Raw genomic sequence first — 16,393 nt, 5'->3', positions numbered from 1 at the left:
CCACCGGTACTCAATGCCGTCCAGATGAATATCGTCAGGATGTGTTTCTTGGTGTTTGGGCAAATGGGTGATGCATACGATAATTACATTTCCCCGGATCACAAACAAGAATGCCGGTTTGTGCTACATAATAGCCATGCAGCATACCGGCAGTACATACAAACATCCTTGTGTGCTTGATTTCAGTTAGTTCGCGTTCCTTCAACCCCTTTCAAATGCAACTTGCTTGATATACTAATTTCTATTAATTTAGCCCCGGCAATAAATTTATGCAATTCACGAAACCAGCTATCCGGAAGCATTATTTGTTTTAAATTACAATAGTCAATCTACAACCCTAACAGATTTGTTCCATGCACCTTCCTGCTAAATTTCCTGCGCTCGCTAAACTCTTGGGTACTGGAGCAGACACCAATAACAAAGACCTCAATAAACGCATCAGAACTACCAACGTCGTAAGTGTTGTAACCGGTTCATTATCTTTTTTCATCGGTATCTTTTTATACATCCTTTCCAAAAGTGAGCTGATACTGTATCCGGCTTTGATCGAAACCGCCCTTTTCGGCGCCGTCATCCTGCTCAATTTCCTGCGGCAGTACTTCCTGGCCGCCTTGTTATCTCATTTCATTCAATGCATGGCCACGCTTTGTTTTGGCATCCTGCTGGGCAAGATCATCGATGCGCAACTGATGGCGGTATTTCTCGTAGGCACGCCCCTGTTGCTCTTCAGGGAAAAGAACATCCGCATCGTTTGTATCCTGCTGACCTGCCTTACCATGTTTTTGCTGGAGGTGAACAATTATACATATTTCGTTGAGCCGGTGGCCATTAATACGGACCTCCATGTATTGTTCCGCTCCCTCTCGATTGCCACTATCCTGTTTTTGAACGGTATGGTATTGTTTTATTACGAGAGGAACAGCCGGAGCCTGGTGCTGCAGCTACAGCAGACCAACCGCGACCTGGAACAGGTCAGCGCCTCCAAAAGCGTGTACGTACGGGAAACTACCCACGAGTTGCGCGCCCCGCTGAATGCCATCCATGGCATCAGCCAGTTTTTGTATGAAGGAAAGTATAGTCCCGCCGATCTCCCGAAATACCACCGCGGCATCTACCACTCGTCGCATATGGCGCTGGAGATTATCAACAACGTGATGGAGCTGGCCAAGATAGAAAGCGGCAATGTGCACGAGCCCACGCTTAAAAAGATCAACATCCGCAACTGGCTGGCCGATACCACGGCCATTTTCAGCCAGCACGCGGCCCTGAAACAGGTGTCCGTGGTCACCACCGTGGGAGACGAAGTGCCGGAAATCCTGGTATTCGACCCCATCCGCGTGATGCAGATCCTGAACAACCTGATCACCAATGCCATCAAATTCTCTTTTCCCAAAGGGCAGATTTTCGTCGATATCGGCAGTGGGGACGGGCAGTGGACGCTGGCAGTGCGTGACCAGGGTGTTGGCATGAACGAGGACCAGGTGCGTCGCATCTTCGACGCATTCTACAGTACCCGGCCCTCCAACGAATACGGCACGGGGCTCGGCCTCCATATTGCCCAAAACCTGGCAATACTGCTGGGCGGCAATATTGTTGCCGACAGCGAACCGGGCAAAGGCACCGTTTTCACCACCACCCTGCCCCTTCCCGCCACCACCGCGCCTGAAAAAGAAGAGCTCCCGGCTGCCCGGCTCCCCATTCCGCCCGGCGCATCGGTGATCATCATCGACGACGACCGGATGAGCGCGGAACTGCTGGCCAAATACCTGGGCAGCATCGGCGCCAAAACAACCGTATGCCTGACCGGCGGCGAAGGCTTTGAAAGAGCCTCGGAAAGCAAGCCGGACCTCATTCTCATGGATATGGACCTGCCAGACACCAGGGGCCTTGTGCTGCTCGAAAAATTCAAGCGCGACGCCCAACTGAAGCGGATTCCCGTGATCATCATCAGCGGCAGCGTATTCAAGGAAGACCAGGATGAAGCCGCCCGCCGCGGCGCTGCCGGCTTCCTGGCCAAACCGGTACTGTTCCCCAAAGTACAGGCCATGATCTCCCAGGTGCTCCACGTGGCCGGGCACTGACCGTCTGCCATTCCAGGGTCATTTTTCCGTTTATCCCCACTGCGCCCCTATTTCAGCAGACCTCCCTAATTTTCTAGACCAATATTTGGATGTGCATCTTTTAGGCATGATACATAATGGATATATTTATATTCATACAATCACGCATATTACAATAACCTTTAAAAGATGTACATTATGTCGAAAGTCATCCTCCCCGGGCGGCTCTATTGCCCGTTTCCATCTCTGATTAACATGCATGTAGCAACGGCCGACCAGCACACGGCCGACTGGCTGATGCGTTTTGGCCTCGTGCGTTCAGAAGAGCACCTGAACCACTACCGCCGGCAAGGTTTTGCCTGGATGGTAGCACGCATGTTCCCGAATGCCGGCCTGGAAGAGCTTTGCGCCTTCACTGACCTGAATACGTTACTGTTCCTGCTCGACGATTACCTCGACCACCAGGAAAGCAGCGCATCGCCGGAAAACCGCGATAAAAAGGTAAAGGCCATGATCGATGGTTTTATCCGTGTGCTCCGGCAGCCGAAATACGGCGAACAGTCCGGCAACCCGGTATTCGTGGCGCTCGCCGAGCTATGGCAGCGCATGAAAAAAATGAGCTCCCGCAGCTGGCAGCGCGATTTCATCCAAAGCATCGTGGCGATATTCACTGCGGCCATCTGGCAGCACGAAAACGTAAAAGCCGGCAAATGGCCGTTGCTCGCTGATTACATGGAGCAGCGGCAATACCTCGGAGCAGCCAACATCGCTACGGACACCATCGCCGTAGTCGACAAAATCAGGCTCCCGCGCAAAATGTACGAGCATCCGCTGCTCCAGGAGCTCACCGCACTTTGCCGCAACACCGTCTGCTGGGCCAACGACCTGTTTTCACTGAGCAAGGAAATCGCCCACGGCGATTATCACAACCTGGTGGTATTGCTGAGCCATGAGGAAAATATTTCCATGGAGGAAGCGATCGTCAGGGCCTGCGAGATCCACGACGACCAGGTGAAACAATTCATGCGCCTCTGCCGGTACCTGCCGAACGAAGGCCCGGTGATGAAAATGGAATTACACCGTTATGTGGAAGGGCTGAAAAACATCATGCGCGCCAACATCGACTGGAGCGATTATGAAACATCCCGCTACCAGTACGAGTACGAAGAACACGTACGCACACACAAAGTAAGGGAACACTATCTCATGGAAGCTGCCGTTTAGGAAAAGGAAGGGGCTGTTCAGATAAGGGGGCGGCCCCATTTTTTTAATTCACCATCATCGGGGTGTTATACCGGTTCCGGTATTCAACCGGCGTAAGCCCGGTGATTTTCTTGAATACCGTTCTGAAAGTTTTTAAGTCGTTATACCCCACGCTGTAGGTAACCGCCGCAATATTCGTTTCTCCCACTTCAAAAGCTTTCTTGGCGGCCTCCACTTTTATCCGCTGGATGAATTCGATCGGGTTCAGGGCCGTGGCGTTTTTAAACCGGCGGATGAAATTCCGCTTGCTCATGTTCACCTCCCGGGCGATCTGCTCTACCGAAATGTCTGTTTTGAACTCCTGTTCGATGTAACGCTGGGCCTGGTGTATTTCCGGATCGTTATGCTGGCGCTGCCCGGAGAACACGGTGAAGACGCTTTGGGAAGTGCGGCCGTAATCCAGGGCGTAGAATTTGCTTAATGCCACCGAAATTTCCTTCCCGCAGTTATTTTCTATGAAATACAGCAGGGCATTCAACGATGAAAATCCGCCGCCGCCGGTGATGATGGCCTGGGCGTGCGTCACCACATGGTCGGATTTGAAATGGATCAAAGGATATCTTTTCCGCAAATCTTCCATGGCGCCCCAATGGGACGTAGCCGGCAAGCCGTTCAGCAGGCCGCATTCCGCCAGGAAGTAGGCGCCCGTGCATAGGCTGATGATCTGCGCGTGCCGGTGATATTTTTCGTTTATCCAGCTGATGAGCTGGTGATTGTCCGCCAGCATGGCGCTGATGTCCTGCGGCTCCGTGCTCATCGGCGGAATGATCACGATGTCGGTATCGAATGCATCGGATATGGTTCTGGTGTAATGCAGCTGCACGGGCAGGTTCATCTGCGTTTTCCTGAGATGCGCCCCTACCAGTTCTATCCGGAACGGGGCGGGATTTCCCTGTTTTGCGGCCGCGTCGTTGGCGCTGGTCAGCAAGGCTGCCGTGTTGAAAACCGCCGCGGGCAACACATCGTCGTATACGATCAGTGATATGTGTTTCATATGCATGGTGCAGATATAACCAAATTTATACAAAAAGGCACAAAATCCACCGTTCAATGTCACTTTAACACAGTGACGGGCTGCGGAAGCCGGTCTACTTTTACATCAGAAACCTGAAAACAAAAAGTTATGAAGACAATATTCGAACAAACCGCAAGAGAAGAACTGATAAAGCGAATCAGCACGCTCACAGACAGGAATACCGCACAATGGGGCAAAATGAACCTCTACCAGATGACGAGGCATTGCACCCTCTGGAACGATTGGGTGCTGGGTAAAAAGAAGACGCCCAACAAGCAGGAATTTTTAGGATTGCTTTTCGGCAGGATGGCCCTGAAAGGAATGGTGAAAAACGATAACCCGATGAAGAAGGGCATGCCGGCCGGGCGCCATTTTACGATCAAGGAACAGGGCGGTGATTTCGAGCTGCTGAAAAAGCGCTGGCTGGAGCAGATCGCCGAATACGGGCGCTTTTCCAACCACGATTTTATCCACGATTTTTTCGGCAGAATGAAAACCGACGACCTGGGTATTTTCGTGTACAAACATATGGACCATCATTTGCGGCAGTTCGGGGCATAAGGCCTGCCATCTTCCGGCTGCTGCGAAACATGGCCTTTTTGCGAACCGGATTTGCACGATATGCCACCGGCCGGATAAATAAAAGGCCGGAGAAAACCCCGGCCCTTCATGTTATGTTGTGGTCGCTCAATCTGCCGTTTTCAACAACAAACTGATCTTTTGTTCTGCCTGGTTGCGGATGATCACCGCGCTGGAACGGCCCATCCAACGATGCTGCTGGTAAGCCTGCAACAGGTCCGTCACCGTGGCTATAGCGTTGTCTCCCAGTTTCCTGATCACATCCCCTTTCTGCAGCCCGCTCGCCGCCATGGGTGAACCGGGCGCCACGGCCAGCACCAGTACGCCGCTTTGGTCAGGCAAACCGGCCGCGGAGCGTTCGCCCAATGTTTCAATGTTCTTGAGTGTTGCGCCAAGCCATTCTTTTCGCTCTCCCGCCACTTCCATTGCTTTTACCAGCAAGGTGGGCACAGGCGCCTTTTTCGCGATCTTTTTCAAGGCGGGGCTGGTTACACCGAAATGATCGTCGACACTCCGGATGCCCAGTTGCAGGGCCGGAGCCGAAGATGTAAAACGGTAGTCGCCGCCGGCGGCGTTGATAAATCCCGGCGCGCCGCTGATGCTATGCGCATCGCCGCCCAATGCCTTCGCCGCCTCCAATGCCGCGGCCGACAGGAAATAATTGCTGTCGATCCGCGTTCCCCAATGCTCCATGCCGATGGGCGCATACGGCAGGGTCACCACGTTGCGGGTGAAAATATCGCCACTATTAGCCAGCCACACATGCGGATGGAAGGTATTATTCACGAGGATGTTGTTGCGCACCACCCTGCCGTACCCTTCGCGGAGTTTGAGGCCGCCGCTGAGGCACACGTTGTTTTCAATGATGTAGTTGCCGGAGCCATCATCCAGGTCAATATCCCAGCCATGATCGCAGGCGAAGCGGTTGTTGCGGATAACGGTGGGTTTCATGGCGTCGAGGAATTTGATCGACGGGCGCGCGGCCACGATCGAATCGATGATACGCCTTTCCGGGCGCCAGAAACGGTCGCGGCCCCAGGAGTTGAACGCCCCGTGATCGCCTGTTTCAAGCACTGTATTGAACACGTCGTTATGACTGATCATGTGCCCGCCCCAGCAGCCGTCGCCGATGTTGATGCCCGCGCGCGGCACGTTATAAATCGTGTTGTGCGATACCGTGATGTCGCTGGCCATTTCTATCTGCACGCCGGCGCTCTGTTTTTCGGTTTCACCGATGTGATGCACCAGGTTCCCCTCAGCCGAACATTCCGCCGGGTAATTATCGTTGGCCGGTCCGGGTGTATAGTCCATCTCGTTCCAGGGCACGAATTTTTCGTACCGGAAGGCAGGTGAGCGCACGGCCTCCGGCGCTCCCACGAACGCCACCGCACTCGCACCGATATTAAAAATATGATTGTCCTTTACGCTGCCATGGCGGTTGTAGTTGCTGAAGAAAACGGCGTTGCCGCCCAGCCCCGTGAATACACATTGCCGGATGGTGACATCTTCCGTGTACTCGCATAAAATAGCACCGCCCCTGAAAATCGCCCAGTCGCTGCGAAGCAACGGTTCATCCGTCCGCATGAACGTACGGGCGGTATGTTCGAAACGAATGCCCGATATGGTCACATGCTGTAACGGCTTCTGTTTCGTGCCTTTCAGCATGAGCAGCTGCTCCAGGCCGGCCACGGCTATCTTGGCGGCTTGCAGGCTTACCCCCGCGGGCGGGTACACGTACAATACCTGCCGGCTGCTGTCGTAATACCATTCCCCCGGCGCATCCAGTTCTTCAAAAATATTCTCGACGAACCTGGACTTTTTATGCGGGGCCGATGGCCGGTTGTTCTGCCATCCGCCAGCCATTTCCAGCTGATCATCCCCTTTCTTGCCCGTGATCCTGAAATGCATGCCGCCCCATTCTCCCGCATGCAACGCATGTACGTAACCGCCGGCGGGATGCTGCCAGCCCTTCACCTTTGCCTCGCTCAACGCATCGGCGGCGGTGCCGTTCAATATACGCGCGCTGCTGTCGTAGTTCGGATAACGCGCCATGTGCATAGGCTTTCCGTTAATGAACAGCCTGTCCGGCGCAACATCGAGCGGCAGCTTCGCCTGCCAGATGCCGTTTTTATAGGCTTCCCATTGCGGCTGCACGGGCCGGGCGCCGCTCAGCGTTACGGACTCTCCTTTGTAAGGAGCGATCGTCAGCGAACGGAAAGCGCCTGCCTGTATGAGCACGGCACTGTCGGGATAATACGTACCACCTCTCAGCTGAATCTGCACCTGCGTGCCCTGTTGCGCCGCCGCCTTGTTAACGGCCTGCTGCAAGGTGCGGTAAGGCTGCTGCAAAGTGCCTTTTTGCTGGTCGTTACCCGTGGGCGAAACATACAATACCGTCTGCGCCCGGAGGCTTTGCTGCGCGAGCAGCAGCATCACCAGGGCGCCCAGGCATTTGCGTCGCAATAAATTCTTCGTAGTCATATCTCTCATCGGGAGTTTTAATAAGTCGGATGTTGTTGGTCATTTCCACATCCGGTATAAGCCACGTCTGCTTGGCGGTTGTGGGTATTCACTGTTCGTTCCATCATCAAGGTAAATCAAATTGCAAAGCCGGAATGCATCAAAATTCACCGATCATAATAGGATATTTGGCTGGGCACCTTCATCAGCGGGAAGCGGACGCCGCAATCCCGCATTAGCGTACACTGAAAACCAGCCTTTCCCAACCGCTGCGTCAAACCCCGCGATCTTAAACAACAGCCGGTTTTGCAATCCGGCACCGCACTTTCCCGATCGCAGCATGAAAGCCCGGCGATCTGACAACGGCCCGGTGAATGCACCGGGCTGTACCTGTTGTTAACCTTTTTTTCGCAAATCACCTCCCATTTGTCGCGTTTATCCCCCCAATATCACAAACCGTCTGCGGATATTTGTAACAGAAAGGAACATCATCATTTTTTAAAACCATTGACATGCGAAAATTAAAATTACAGGTGCAAATAACCCTCGACGGTTTTGTTGCCGGGCCCGAAGGCCAGCTGGACTGGATGTGGCTGCCCGGCGAACAGGATGAGTCCAGCATGCAGAAAGTAATTGAACTGGCCGATAGCTGCGATATCATTCTGATGGGACGCAAAATGACCCGGGAATTCGTGGAGCACTGGGAGAATGTGGTCGACAACCAGCCGGACAGTCCGGAACAATCTTTGGCGCAGCGAATGGTCAATATGCGCAAGATTGTTTTCAGCCGCACGCAAACTGCCATCAAAGGCAGGAACCTGGAAGTGGAAAACGGCGACCTGGCTACTTCCATACAGGCGCTGAAAAAAGAACCAGGCAAGGATTTGATGGTTTATGGCGGTGCCACTTTTGTACGTTCGCTGATCAGCCTGGACCTTGTTGATGAATATTATTTTTTCGTGAGCCCGGTGGCCATCGGGAAAGGGCTTTCGATTTTCAGCGAGCAGAAACTGCTCAGACTGGAGAGCTCAACCGTCTATAAGAACTGGAAAATCCTCAATAAATACCTGCCGGTATAGGCTCGGAATCAAGGGAATAAAATGACGGACGGAAACAGCATGTTATACAATAAAAAAAGGCCGCATATCTGCAGCCTTTTTTTAGTTTTCGTTCTTTTGTGACTCTGTCAGGATTCAAACCTGAAACCTTCTGATCCGTAGTCAGATGCTCTATTCAGTTGAGCTACAGAGCCATTCGTATTGTGTTGAACGGGATGCAAATGTAGGGAGAATTTTCATTTCTGCAAATCTTTTTTCAAAAAATCTTCGCGTTTTATTTTTTCCATTTACTTTTGAACTCACATCTAAAACGCTGAAACCCGTGAAAATACAGCTCTGGAGCATCGGTAAGGAAAATGACGCCTACATCAGTGACGGCATAAAAATTTTTCAAAAAAGATTACAGCATTACACCGATTTCGAGATAAAATTGATCCCGACCGTGAAACAGGCGGCCAGCCTTTCCATCCCGGAATTAAAAAAGCAGGAAGGAAAAATTATCCTCGATATGCTCCAGCCTCAGGATTATCTCCTCGCCCTCGACGAACGGGGAAAAACGATGACCACTCTCCAGCTGTCCGATTTTTTACAGCAGCGCGCCAACGCCGGCACCCGCCAGTTGATCGTGCTCATCGGCGGGGCTTTCGGGCTCGATGCCGCCGTGCTCCAGCGGGCGCAGACGCAACTGTCGCTTTCCGCGCTCACGTTCCCCCACCAGATCGTGCGCCTCATCGTGACAGAACAACTTTACCGGGCCTATACGGTACTGAATCATGAGAAATATCATCATCAATGACTATTTTTACAGCTTAACGCCAGCAAACCATGAACTTATCCATAACCCTCATCATTATCATTCTTACGGCCCTTGTTTCCATTACCTCGTTCGGCAGGCCCGACCAGATCGACAAACTGAGCTTCTGGCCTTACATGATCCAGGAACGCAAACAGTGGTACCGTTTCCTCACCGGCGGGTTCGTGCATAACGATTACATGCACCTGATCTTTAACATGCTCACCCTGTATTTTTTCGGGCGGGCCATGGAACAGATCTACTTCGCGGTTTTCGGCAGTAACCTGTATTTTTTGCTGCTGTATGTATTGGGACTGGTATTGCCGGGCGTGTCTACCTATTTCCGGCAGAAAGACAACTACGGCTACCGGGCTGTGGGCGCTTCCGGCGCGGTGTCGGCGGTGCTGTTTTCGATCGTGGTATTCGAGCCCTGGTACACGATTTACCCCTTCGGGATCATCCCTATTCCCGCCGTTATTTTCGCGGTGCTGTACCTGGGGTATTCCTGGTATATGTCCAAGCGCGGCATGGACAATATCGGGCACGACGTGCATTTCTGGGGAGCGGTGCTGGGCCTCATTTTCCCGATCGTCCTCAAACCGGAACTGTTCAAACTCTTCGTCGCCAAATTAATGCAGCCGCATTTTTAACTGCAGCCTGCAGATCTCTTTGCTGGCCGGCGTCACCTTGAAACGGTCGTCGATCCGTAAACCCGCCACCCACACGATGCGTTGCGCGGATTCCAGCACCCATACCTTTTCTTTCTCGGGCAGCGATAGTTTCTGGTCGATGAAAAAGCGGCTGAGCTTTTTCTTTTTCTGCATGCCCAGCGGGTAAAAATAATCGCCCTGCTTCCATTTACGCAGCAGCAGCGGGAACTGTAATTTACTTTTATCAAGACTGGCGATGTCGGGCGCTGCCGGCAATGCCTCGCCGTCAGCGGCGCTCACCCGGATGGAGATTTCCATATCGCCAGGCAGCAGTACCTGCTCCTGCCCTTCTTCGATGATAAAATGCGCCGATACGGCGGCTTCCAGCGGCGTAATGATGAGCCACTTCCGGTCGCGCACCAGCCGGTGCGTGGCGGAGGCCACCCATTTGCCGGGCTCGCTGTCGAGCAGCTGCTGCACCTGCGCGGCCTGAGACGCACTGAACCCGAAGGGTTTCAGCAGTTCATAGAGCATGGTGGCCAGCGGCTCGGCCTGCCGCAGTTTGAGAATGGGAATGAAAAACTCCGCACCTTTCTGTTCCACCAGCTTTTTCCGCTGCGCTTCAACGGCTTGCCGGTAAAGGGTTTCCGCCTCGCGCATGCGCTGGATCGTGGCGCCGGTGTTTTTTACCACTTCCGGGAATACGGCTTCCAGTTTCGGCAATACCTGGTGCCGGAAATAATTTCGTGTATACTTGTCCGTTTCATTGGAACTGTCTTCCACATGCTGCAGCCCGTGCGCCCCGGCATAGGCGGCAATTTCTTCCCGCGTGGCGAACAGCAGGGGCCGCACGATCTTTCCCTGCAACGGGAGGATGCCGTGCATGCCGGTCATGCCCGTGCCTTTGGAGATGTTCATCCAGAAGGTTTCCACATTATCCTGCATATGGTGGGCGGTAGCGATGAATGCCAGGCCCTGCTGCTTGCGCAGTGCTTCGAGCCACGCATACCGCAGCTCGCGGGCGGCGGTTTGGGTGGACAGTTTATGTCCGGCCGCATAGGCGTCGGTGTCGAAATGCTGCACATGGAAAGGCAGGCCGTAAGTGGCCGCCAGCGCCCGCACGAATTGTTCGTCGCGGTCCGATTCCCCACCCCGCAACCGGAAATTGCAATGCGCCACTTCCGCGCGCAGGCCGGCCTGTACGCACAGGTGCACCAGCACGGTGGAATCGAGCCCGCCGCTCACCGCCAGCAGCAAAGGGGCGGCAGGGTCGAAAAGGCGTTCGGCTGCGATGTATGCTTTGAATTGTTCGATCATGGGTGGGAGTTATTCGTCTGTGAGGTCTTCATAAGCCGCCTGTAATTCGTTGTAGGCATGCATATCGCGCGCCGCTCTGGCCACGCTCATCCCCTTTTCGTACGCGGCGATGGCGGCATCGCGCTCGCCCGTGCGTTCCAGCAGGCGGCCGAGGTGATAATAAGAGCCCACGTAACCGGGCTCCCTTGCCAGCAGCGCTTCGAATACCCCGCGGGCGGCAGCGTCGTCGTTCAGTTTGATGTATTCCAGCGCCAGCGCGTGCTGCAGGAAACTGTCGTTGGGACTGTCCTCCAAAAAGGCCTTCAGTTGTGCTATTCTGTCCATGTACATTCTAATTTTAAAACCAAACGGGCTGAATACCTAAATCCCATATATTTGCCTACACTGCATTTTTTATTAAAAACAGTAACGGTTATGAAGATCTTAGTATGTATCAGTAAAACGCCCGACACGACTGCAAAAATAGCTTTCACGGACAACAACACGAAATTCAGTGAGGCAGGCGTGCAGTTTATTATCAATCCATACGACGAATGGTATGCATTGGTGCGGGCGCTGGAATTGAAGGAAACGCAGGGCGCGACCGTACATCTCATCACGGTAGGCGGCGCGGATACGGAGCCTGTCATCCGCAAGGCGCTGGCGCTGGGCGGCGACGAGGCTTTCAGGGTGAATGCCGACAGTGCGGACAGTTTTTACATTGCTTCCCAGATTGCGGCGCATGCCAAACAGGAAGGCTACGATATCATTTTCACCGGTAAAGAAACCATCGATTATAACGGCTCCAACATCGGGGGCATGGTGGCGGAGCTGACCGGCCTGCCTTTTGTGTCCATCGCCTCCAAACTCGACCTTAACGGGCAAACCGCCACCCTCCGCCGGGAAATCGAAGGCGGCGAAGAGGTCGTGGAAGTCAACCTGCCAGTGGTGATCTCCTGCCAGAAAGGAATGGCCGAGGCCCGCATCCCCAATATGCGCGGCATCATGGCGGCCCGTACCAAGCCGCTGAAAGTCATCGAGCCCGTTGCGGCCGACCACCTCACCGGCATCGTGGCCTTCGAGCTGCCGCCCGCCAAAGCAGGCGTCAAAATGATCGCCGCGGATAACGTGGAAGAACTGGTGAAACTGCTGCACGAAGAAGCCAAAGTCATCTAAGCAGCCCTATTTTTTATTCAATCTAAACGAACTCGAATGTCTGTCATCATATTTGCCGATCAGTTTCAGGGGAAAATCAAAAAATCAGCGCTGGAAGCCGTACAATACGGGGCCAAAGTGGCACAGCAGACCGGTACGTCCGCAACCGCGGTGGTACTGGGCGAAGTAGGCGCCGAAGAACTGGCCCTTTTAGGCCAATATGGCGCCCAAAAGGTGCTGCATGCGGCCGATGCCCGCCTCAACGAGCCGGAAGCCGGCGTGGCCGCCAAAGTGATGGCCGAAGCCGTAGCCAAAGAGAATGCCGCGATCATCATTTTCTCCCATAATTTTTCCGGACGCGCCATTGCGCCACAGCTGTCCGCAAACCTGAAAGCCGGGCTGGTGGCAGGCGCCATCTCCCTGCCGGACACGTCCAACGGCTTCGTCGTGAAGAAAAACGTGTTTTCCGGCAAAGCTTTCGCCAACGTCAATATCACCTCCGAAAAGAAAATAGTATCCGTGCTGCCCAACACCTTCAGCCTGGAGGCCGGCAGTGGTACCGCCACGGTAGAGGCTTTCAGTCCTGCCATCAACAATACCGATTTCAGGATCAAAGTGGTGAAGGCCGAAACCATCACCGGCGAAGTGCCGCTCACCGAGGCGGAGATCGTGGTCAGCGGCGGCCGAGGCCTGAAAGGGCCCGAAAACTGGGGCATGGTGGAAGACCTCGCCCATGCGCTGGGAGCCGCCACCGCCTGCAGCCGCCCCGTGGCCGATTCCGGCTGGCGCCCGCACCATGAGCACGTAGGACAGACCGGGTTCACCGTGCGCCCCAACCTGTACGTGGCCATCGGCATTTCCGGGGCCATCCAGCACCTGGCCGGCGTAAACGGCAGTAAAGTGATCGTGGTGGTGAACAAAGACCCCGAAGCACCGTTCTTTAAGGCGGCGGATTACGGCATTGTGGGCGACGCTTTCGAAATCGTGCCGAAGCTCACGGAGGCCGTTAAGAAGTATAAAGGAAACTGATTATATCGCATTACATCGCATTGGCCGCGGAACGGCTGTCACGGTGCCCTGGCGCTTAAAATATCCCTGGTTGCCAATAGTCTACGGCCAATGCTTTTTAGATATCGATTATTTTTCTAACTTCACATCTTACTCCGAAATAAACGTGAGCGCTAACGCGTAATGACAGTATGAGAAAAATAGAATTGGAAATAGTTGCTTTGTCGCATAGTATTACACAAACCCACTCTTACGCCGTGGTGCTGGGAGAAGTAAACGGATTGAGACGTTTGCCTATCGTGATCGGGGGGTTTGAAGCGCAAGCCATTGCCGTAGCCCTTGAAAAAATGCAACCAAGCCGCCCCCTGACGCATGATCTGATGAAGAACTTCATGAATGCGTTTAATGTTGAATTGCATGAAGTTATTATCAGCAACCTCCAGGAAGGCATCTTTTACTCCAAACTGATCTGTTCCAACAACGACGATACCATCGAGATCGATTCCCGTACTTCCGACGCCCTCGCGCTGGCGGTACGGTTCGGGTGCCCGATTTACACATACGAGAACATCCTGAACAGCGCCGGCATCCTGCTCGACGACCCGGCTGGCAAGAAAACGTCCAAACCGGCGGGGAGCCCGGCCATTTCAGAGCATGAAAAGGGAGCGGAAGACGATCTGAAAGCCCTGAACCTCGAAGAGCTGAATACCCTCCTCCAGGAGGTGCTGGAGCAGGAAGACTACATCCGCGCCATCGCCATCCGCGACGAGATCAATAGCCGAAAAAGTAAATAACGCGCCCCGTGGTCCTTTTCCCCAATTGTAAAATCAACCTGGGTTTACACATCCTGCAAAAGCGGGCCGATGGTTTTCACGACCTGGAAACCGTTTTTTATCCCCTGCCCTTATGCGACGCCCTGGAAATCGTCACCGCCGAAGAGCCGATCTTTTCCCACAGCGGGATAGAAATACCTGGCGAAGCGGACCACAACCTCTGCCGGCAGGCATACGAGCTGCTGAAAAAGGACTTCCCGCAACTGCCCCCCGTTCATATTCACCTGCATAAGAATATTCCCATCGGCGCCGGCCTCGGCGGCGGTTCGGCAGACGGTGCTTTTATGCTCCGGATCCTGAACAGCCGTTACAACCTGGGCCTTTCCACCGAAACCCTGGAAACCTACGCCGCCCAACTGGGGAGCGACTGCGCTTTCTTTATCCGGAACGAGCCCTGCCTCGCCAAAGGCCGCGGTGAAATCCTGACGCCCCTCCCGCTCCGCCTCGACGCCTGGTCGTTTTTACTGGTGCACCCCTGTATCCACGTCAATACCGGCTGGGCTTTCAGCCAGATCACACCCGGCCCGCCCGCGGTACCGCTCGGCGAAGTGAACTGGGACGACGTCGCCTCCTGGAAAGACACCCTTGTCAACGATTTTGAAGTTCCGGTATTTGCCGCCTACCCTGTGATTGGCGGCATCAAGGAGAAAATGTACCGCCATGGCGCCGTGTTTGCCGCGATGAGTGGCAGTGGATCGGCTGTAATAGGGCTTTTCCCCAAAAATGAGATCCCCGAAATGAGATGGGAAGAGCATTACAGGGTGTTCCGGCTGTGAAGTCGCACACCTGTCCACAGGCCCCCTGGTCACTTATAATGCCCTCCGGTTTGACCGGTCCAGCCAGCATGGGACTTCCTGCCCCCTGCATATTACTTCGGATATACTTAAGGCTTACTCCCGGGATGGCAGGTAGGAAGTGTGTGTTTTCGCCCGGAACGCGTTGTAGGAAAACATTCAACACACGAATTATCAATGACTTATAGTCGTTTTTTCTGAAAACTACCCTTATTTTAACGCACTAAGCGCATATTTCGATACCGGAGGGGATATCCCGTTGCGGGAAACATGGAAAAACGCCCACCGCAAACCCGCCACCAGCCGGATAATCAGGAAAACGCCCCTTACCGGGCGGGCATTTGCACGGTGTTCAACGAAGGATGAACGAAGGACGAACGAACCTTCAACGAACCTACACTTTTCCGCTATTCCTTCGTTCATCCCCCAGGGAAGCTTCGTTGATCCTTCGTTGAAACCGGTGCCGGGGCTTTGAGGAAACCTGCCGGTAGCCCCTGTGAGCGCTGAGCGGAGTCACCGGGCAACAAAAAAGCCGGTAACGAACGTACCGGCTCTTGTATACTTGAAGTATTGTAATCCTTATTTTACAGAAGCTACGAGGCCTTTGAAGGTTTCGGGCTCATTCATGGCCAGATCAGCCAGAACTTTCCTGTTCAGGCCAATGTGTTTTTCTGTCAGTCTGTGGATCAACTGGGAGTAAGTCAGACCTTCCGCCCTTGCCGCAGCGTTGATACGTGCGATCCACAGGGTGCGGTATTCTCTTTTCTTCAGTTTGCGACCAACATAGCTATAAGTGAGGCCTTTCTCCAGAACGTTTTTCGCTACGGTATAAACGTTTTTACGTTTACCGTAAAAGCCTTTCGCTTGTTTTAAGATCTTTTTTCTTCTGGCTCTGGACGCAACTGCGTTTACTGAACGAGGCATGTTATGCTTTTTAAAACTTGTTTAATGAATTAATGTGATTAGCGAAGTACGAGCATACGCTTCACCAGGTTCAGATTTGCATCAGCCACCAGGCTACTACCTCTCAGTGAACGCTTTCTTTTGTTGGACTTTTTAGTCAACAAGTGACTTTTGTAAGCTTTCGGGCGTTTGATCGCTCCGCTGCCGGTCACCGTAAACGTCTTCTTCGCACGGCTATGAGTCTTTACTTTAGGCATTATACTACGAATTTGGTCTGCAAAGGTAGCTAATTATTTTATAAAAGTCACACATGTCACAAAAAAAATCAATTATTTCCCCGCAGCACCAAAAAAAGTTAACATTTTTTCCACCCCAATAATGAATTGACTTTCAAACCGCCCATACTTTATAAACATTCATAACGTGCTTTTTTGCCGCAGTACGACAAATTTGTATTTTTGATATTCCCTATATTATCATTAATTTTAATTTCAGTTTAATTCAAATCCGTTCCATACCTATTGAA

16 protein-coding genes and 1 tRNA gene are annotated in these 16,393 nt (G+C 53.2%); 10 read left to right on the top strand and 7 right to left on the bottom strand.

What is annotated here, in order from left to right; all coding sequences use genetic code 11:
- The first annotated feature begins 392 nt into the window (after positions 1-392).
- Together EGT74_RS12935 and EGT74_RS12930 are read left to right on the top strand one after the other, a co-directional pair.
- A complete protein-coding gene (locus tag EGT74_RS12935; RefSeq protein WP_158618124.1) occupies positions 393-2,081 on the top strand; it encodes an ATP-binding response regulator in 1,689 nt (562 codons plus the stop codon).
- Between the two features lie 234 nt (positions 2,082-2,315).
- A complete protein-coding gene (locus EGT74_RS12930) occupies positions 2,316-3,284 on the top strand; it encodes a terpene synthase family protein (RefSeq protein WP_123847006.1) in 969 nt (322 codons plus the stop codon).
- 43 nt (positions 3,285-3,327) lie between these two features.
- Here EGT74_RS12930 and EGT74_RS12925 read toward each other — a convergent pair whose 3' ends face one another.
- Positions 3,328-4,317 (bottom strand): GlxA family transcriptional regulator, encoded by a 990-nt coding sequence (locus EGT74_RS12925; RefSeq protein ID WP_158618123.1) that lies wholly within the window; start codon positions 4,315-4,317, stop codon positions 3,328-3,330.
- Between the two features lie 129 nt (positions 4,318-4,446).
- Here EGT74_RS12925 and EGT74_RS12920 point away from each other — a divergent pair, with 129 nt between their 5' ends.
- Positions 4,447-4,899 carry a DUF1569 domain-containing protein gene (locus tag EGT74_RS12920; RefSeq protein ID WP_123847004.1) on the top strand — a complete coding sequence of 151 codons (453 nt, stop codon included), beginning with the start codon at positions 4,447-4,449 and terminating at the stop codon, positions 4,897-4,899.
- A 126-nt stretch (positions 4,900-5,025) separates the two neighbouring features.
- Here EGT74_RS12920 and EGT74_RS12915 read toward each other — a convergent pair whose 3' ends face one another.
- A complete protein-coding gene (locus EGT74_RS12915) occupies positions 5,026-7,398 on the bottom strand; it encodes a PDZ domain-containing protein (RefSeq protein WP_246008203.1) in 2,373 nt (790 codons plus the stop codon).
- 491 nt (positions 7,399-7,889) lie between these two features.
- Between EGT74_RS12915 and EGT74_RS12910 the strand changes: the two genes are divergently transcribed.
- Positions 7,890-8,456 (top strand): dihydrofolate reductase family protein, encoded by a 567-nt coding sequence (locus tag EGT74_RS12910; RefSeq protein ID WP_123847003.1) that lies wholly within the window; start codon positions 7,890-7,892, stop codon positions 8,454-8,456.
- A 99-nt stretch (positions 8,457-8,555) separates the two neighbouring features.
- Here the strand turns inward: EGT74_RS12910 and EGT74_RS12905 are convergent.
- Positions 8,556-8,629: transfer RNA gene (locus EGT74_RS12905), tRNA-Arg, on the bottom strand.
- Between the two features lie 128 nt (positions 8,630-8,757).
- Here EGT74_RS12905 and EGT74_RS12900 point away from each other — a divergent pair.
- Both EGT74_RS12900 and EGT74_RS12895 read left to right on the top strand, forming a co-directional pair.
- Positions 8,758-9,231, top strand: a complete 474-nt coding sequence (locus EGT74_RS12900; RefSeq protein ID WP_123847002.1) for a 23S rRNA (pseudouridine(1915)-N(3))-methyltransferase RlmH — start codon at positions 8,758-8,760, stop codon at positions 9,229-9,231.
- A 29-nt stretch (positions 9,232-9,260) separates the two neighbouring features.
- On the top strand, positions 9,261-9,878 hold the full coding sequence (locus EGT74_RS12895; RefSeq protein WP_123847001.1) for a rhomboid family intramembrane serine protease: 618 nt from the start codon (positions 9,261-9,263) through the stop codon (positions 9,876-9,878).
- On the opposite strand, the gene tilS is transcribed toward EGT74_RS12895, so the two are convergent.
- Both tilS and EGT74_RS12885 read right to left on the bottom strand, forming a co-directional pair.
- Complete coding sequence (tilS, locus tag EGT74_RS12890; RefSeq protein ID WP_123847000.1) at positions 9,858-11,195, bottom strand: tRNA lysidine(34) synthetase TilS; 1,338 nt, start codon at positions 11,193-11,195, stop codon at positions 9,858-9,860. The genes EGT74_RS12895 and tilS overlap by 21 nt on opposite strands.
- A 9-nt stretch (positions 11,196-11,204) precedes the next feature.
- Positions 11,205-11,519: a tetratricopeptide repeat protein gene (locus EGT74_RS12885; RefSeq protein WP_123846999.1), complete on the bottom strand. Its 315-nt coding sequence runs from the start codon at positions 11,517-11,519 to the stop codon at positions 11,205-11,207.
- A 90-nt stretch (positions 11,520-11,609) separates the two neighbouring features.
- Here EGT74_RS12885 and EGT74_RS12880 point away from each other — a divergent pair, with 90 nt between their 5' ends.
- The 4 genes from EGT74_RS12880 (at position 11,610) to ispE (ending at position 14,946) form a co-directional block, all read left to right on the top strand.
- A complete protein-coding gene (locus EGT74_RS12880; RefSeq protein ID WP_123846998.1) occupies positions 11,610-12,350 on the top strand; it encodes an electron transfer flavoprotein subunit beta/FixA family protein in 741 nt (246 codons plus the stop codon).
- Positions 12,351-12,386: 36 nt separating this feature from the next.
- On the top strand, positions 12,387-13,358 hold the full coding sequence (locus EGT74_RS12875) for an electron transfer flavoprotein subunit alpha/FixB family protein (RefSeq protein ID WP_123846997.1): 972 nt from the start codon (positions 12,387-12,389) through the stop codon (positions 13,356-13,358).
- 170 nt (positions 13,359-13,528) lie between these two features.
- The gene (locus EGT74_RS12870; RefSeq protein ID WP_123846996.1) at positions 13,529-14,131 is read left to right on the top strand and encodes a bifunctional nuclease family protein; all 603 of its coding nucleotides are present in this window, start codon (positions 13,529-13,531) and stop codon (positions 14,129-14,131) included.
- An 8-nt stretch (positions 14,132-14,139) separates the two neighbouring features.
- Positions 14,140-14,946, top strand: coding sequence for a 4-(cytidine 5'-diphospho)-2-C-methyl-D-erythritol kinase (ispE, locus tag EGT74_RS12865; protein ID WP_123846995.1), 807 nt, complete (start codon positions 14,140-14,142; stop codon positions 14,944-14,946).
- Between the two features lie 597 nt (positions 14,947-15,543).
- Here ispE and rplT read toward each other — a convergent pair.
- Together rplT and rpmI are read right to left on the bottom strand one after the other, a co-directional pair.
- A complete protein-coding gene (gene rplT, locus EGT74_RS12860) occupies positions 15,544-15,888 on the bottom strand; it encodes a 50S ribosomal protein L20 (RefSeq protein ID WP_119081000.1) in 345 nt (114 codons plus the stop codon).
- A 38-nt stretch (positions 15,889-15,926) separates the two neighbouring features.
- The gene (rpmI, locus tag EGT74_RS12855; protein ID WP_109700507.1) at positions 15,927-16,124 is read right to left on the bottom strand and encodes a 50S ribosomal protein L35; all 198 of its coding nucleotides are present in this window, start codon (positions 16,122-16,124) and stop codon (positions 15,927-15,929) included.
- Between the last annotated feature and the right edge of the window lie 269 nt (positions 16,125-16,393).

Source organism: Chitinophaga lutea (assembly GCF_003813775.1).
Classification (GTDB): Bacteria; Bacteroidota; Bacteroidia; order Chitinophagales; family Chitinophagaceae; genus Chitinophaga; species Chitinophaga lutea.
The sequence above is the reverse complement of the archived record's forward strand: the minus strand, read 5'-3'. Positions and strand labels throughout refer to the sequence as shown.

Bases quoted from the DNA above. Each gene is read 5' to 3' on its own strand.
- tilS (WP_123847000.1), bottom strand. From the start codon at position 11,195: ATGATCGAACAATTCAAAGCATACATCGCAGCCGAACGCCTTTTCGAC.
- EGT74_RS12920 (WP_123847004.1), top strand. From the start codon at position 4,447: ATGAAGACAATATTCGAACAAACCGCAAGAGAAGAACTGATAAAGCGA.
- EGT74_RS12925 (WP_158618123.1), bottom strand. From the start codon at position 4,317: ATGAAACACATATCACTGATCGTATACGACGATGTGTTGCCCGCGGCG.
- EGT74_RS12875 (WP_123846997.1), top strand. From the start codon at position 12,387: ATGTCTGTCATCATATTTGCCGATCAGTTTCAGGGGAAAATCAAAAAA.
- EGT74_RS12930 (WP_123847006.1), top strand. From the start codon at position 2,316: ATGCATGTAGCAACGGCCGACCAGCACACGGCCGACTGGCTGATGCGT.
- rplT (WP_119081000.1), bottom strand. From the start codon at position 15,888: ATGCCTCGTTCAGTAAACGCAGTTGCGTCCAGAGCCAGAAGAAAAAAG.
- EGT74_RS12895 (WP_123847001.1), top strand. From the start codon at position 9,261: ATGAACTTATCCATAACCCTCATCATTATCATTCTTACGGCCCTTGTT.
- EGT74_RS12870 (WP_123846996.1), top strand. From the start codon at position 13,529: ATGAGAAAAATAGAATTGGAAATAGTTGCTTTGTCGCATAGTATTACA.
- EGT74_RS12915 (WP_246008203.1), bottom strand. From the start codon at position 7,398: ATGACTACGAAGAATTTATTGCGACGCAAATGCCTGGGCGCCCTGGTG.
- EGT74_RS12885 (WP_123846999.1), bottom strand. From the start codon at position 11,519: ATGGACAGAATAGCACAACTGAAGGCCTTTTTGGAGGACAGTCCCAAC.
- EGT74_RS12880 (WP_123846998.1), top strand. From the start codon at position 11,610: ATGAAGATCTTAGTATGTATCAGTAAAACGCCCGACACGACTGCAAAA.
- rpmI (WP_109700507.1), bottom strand. From the start codon at position 16,124: ATGCCTAAAGTAAAGACTCATAGCCGTGCGAAGAAGACGTTTACGGTG.
- EGT74_RS12910 (WP_123847003.1), top strand. From the start codon at position 7,890: ATGCGAAAATTAAAATTACAGGTGCAAATAACCCTCGACGGTTTTGTT.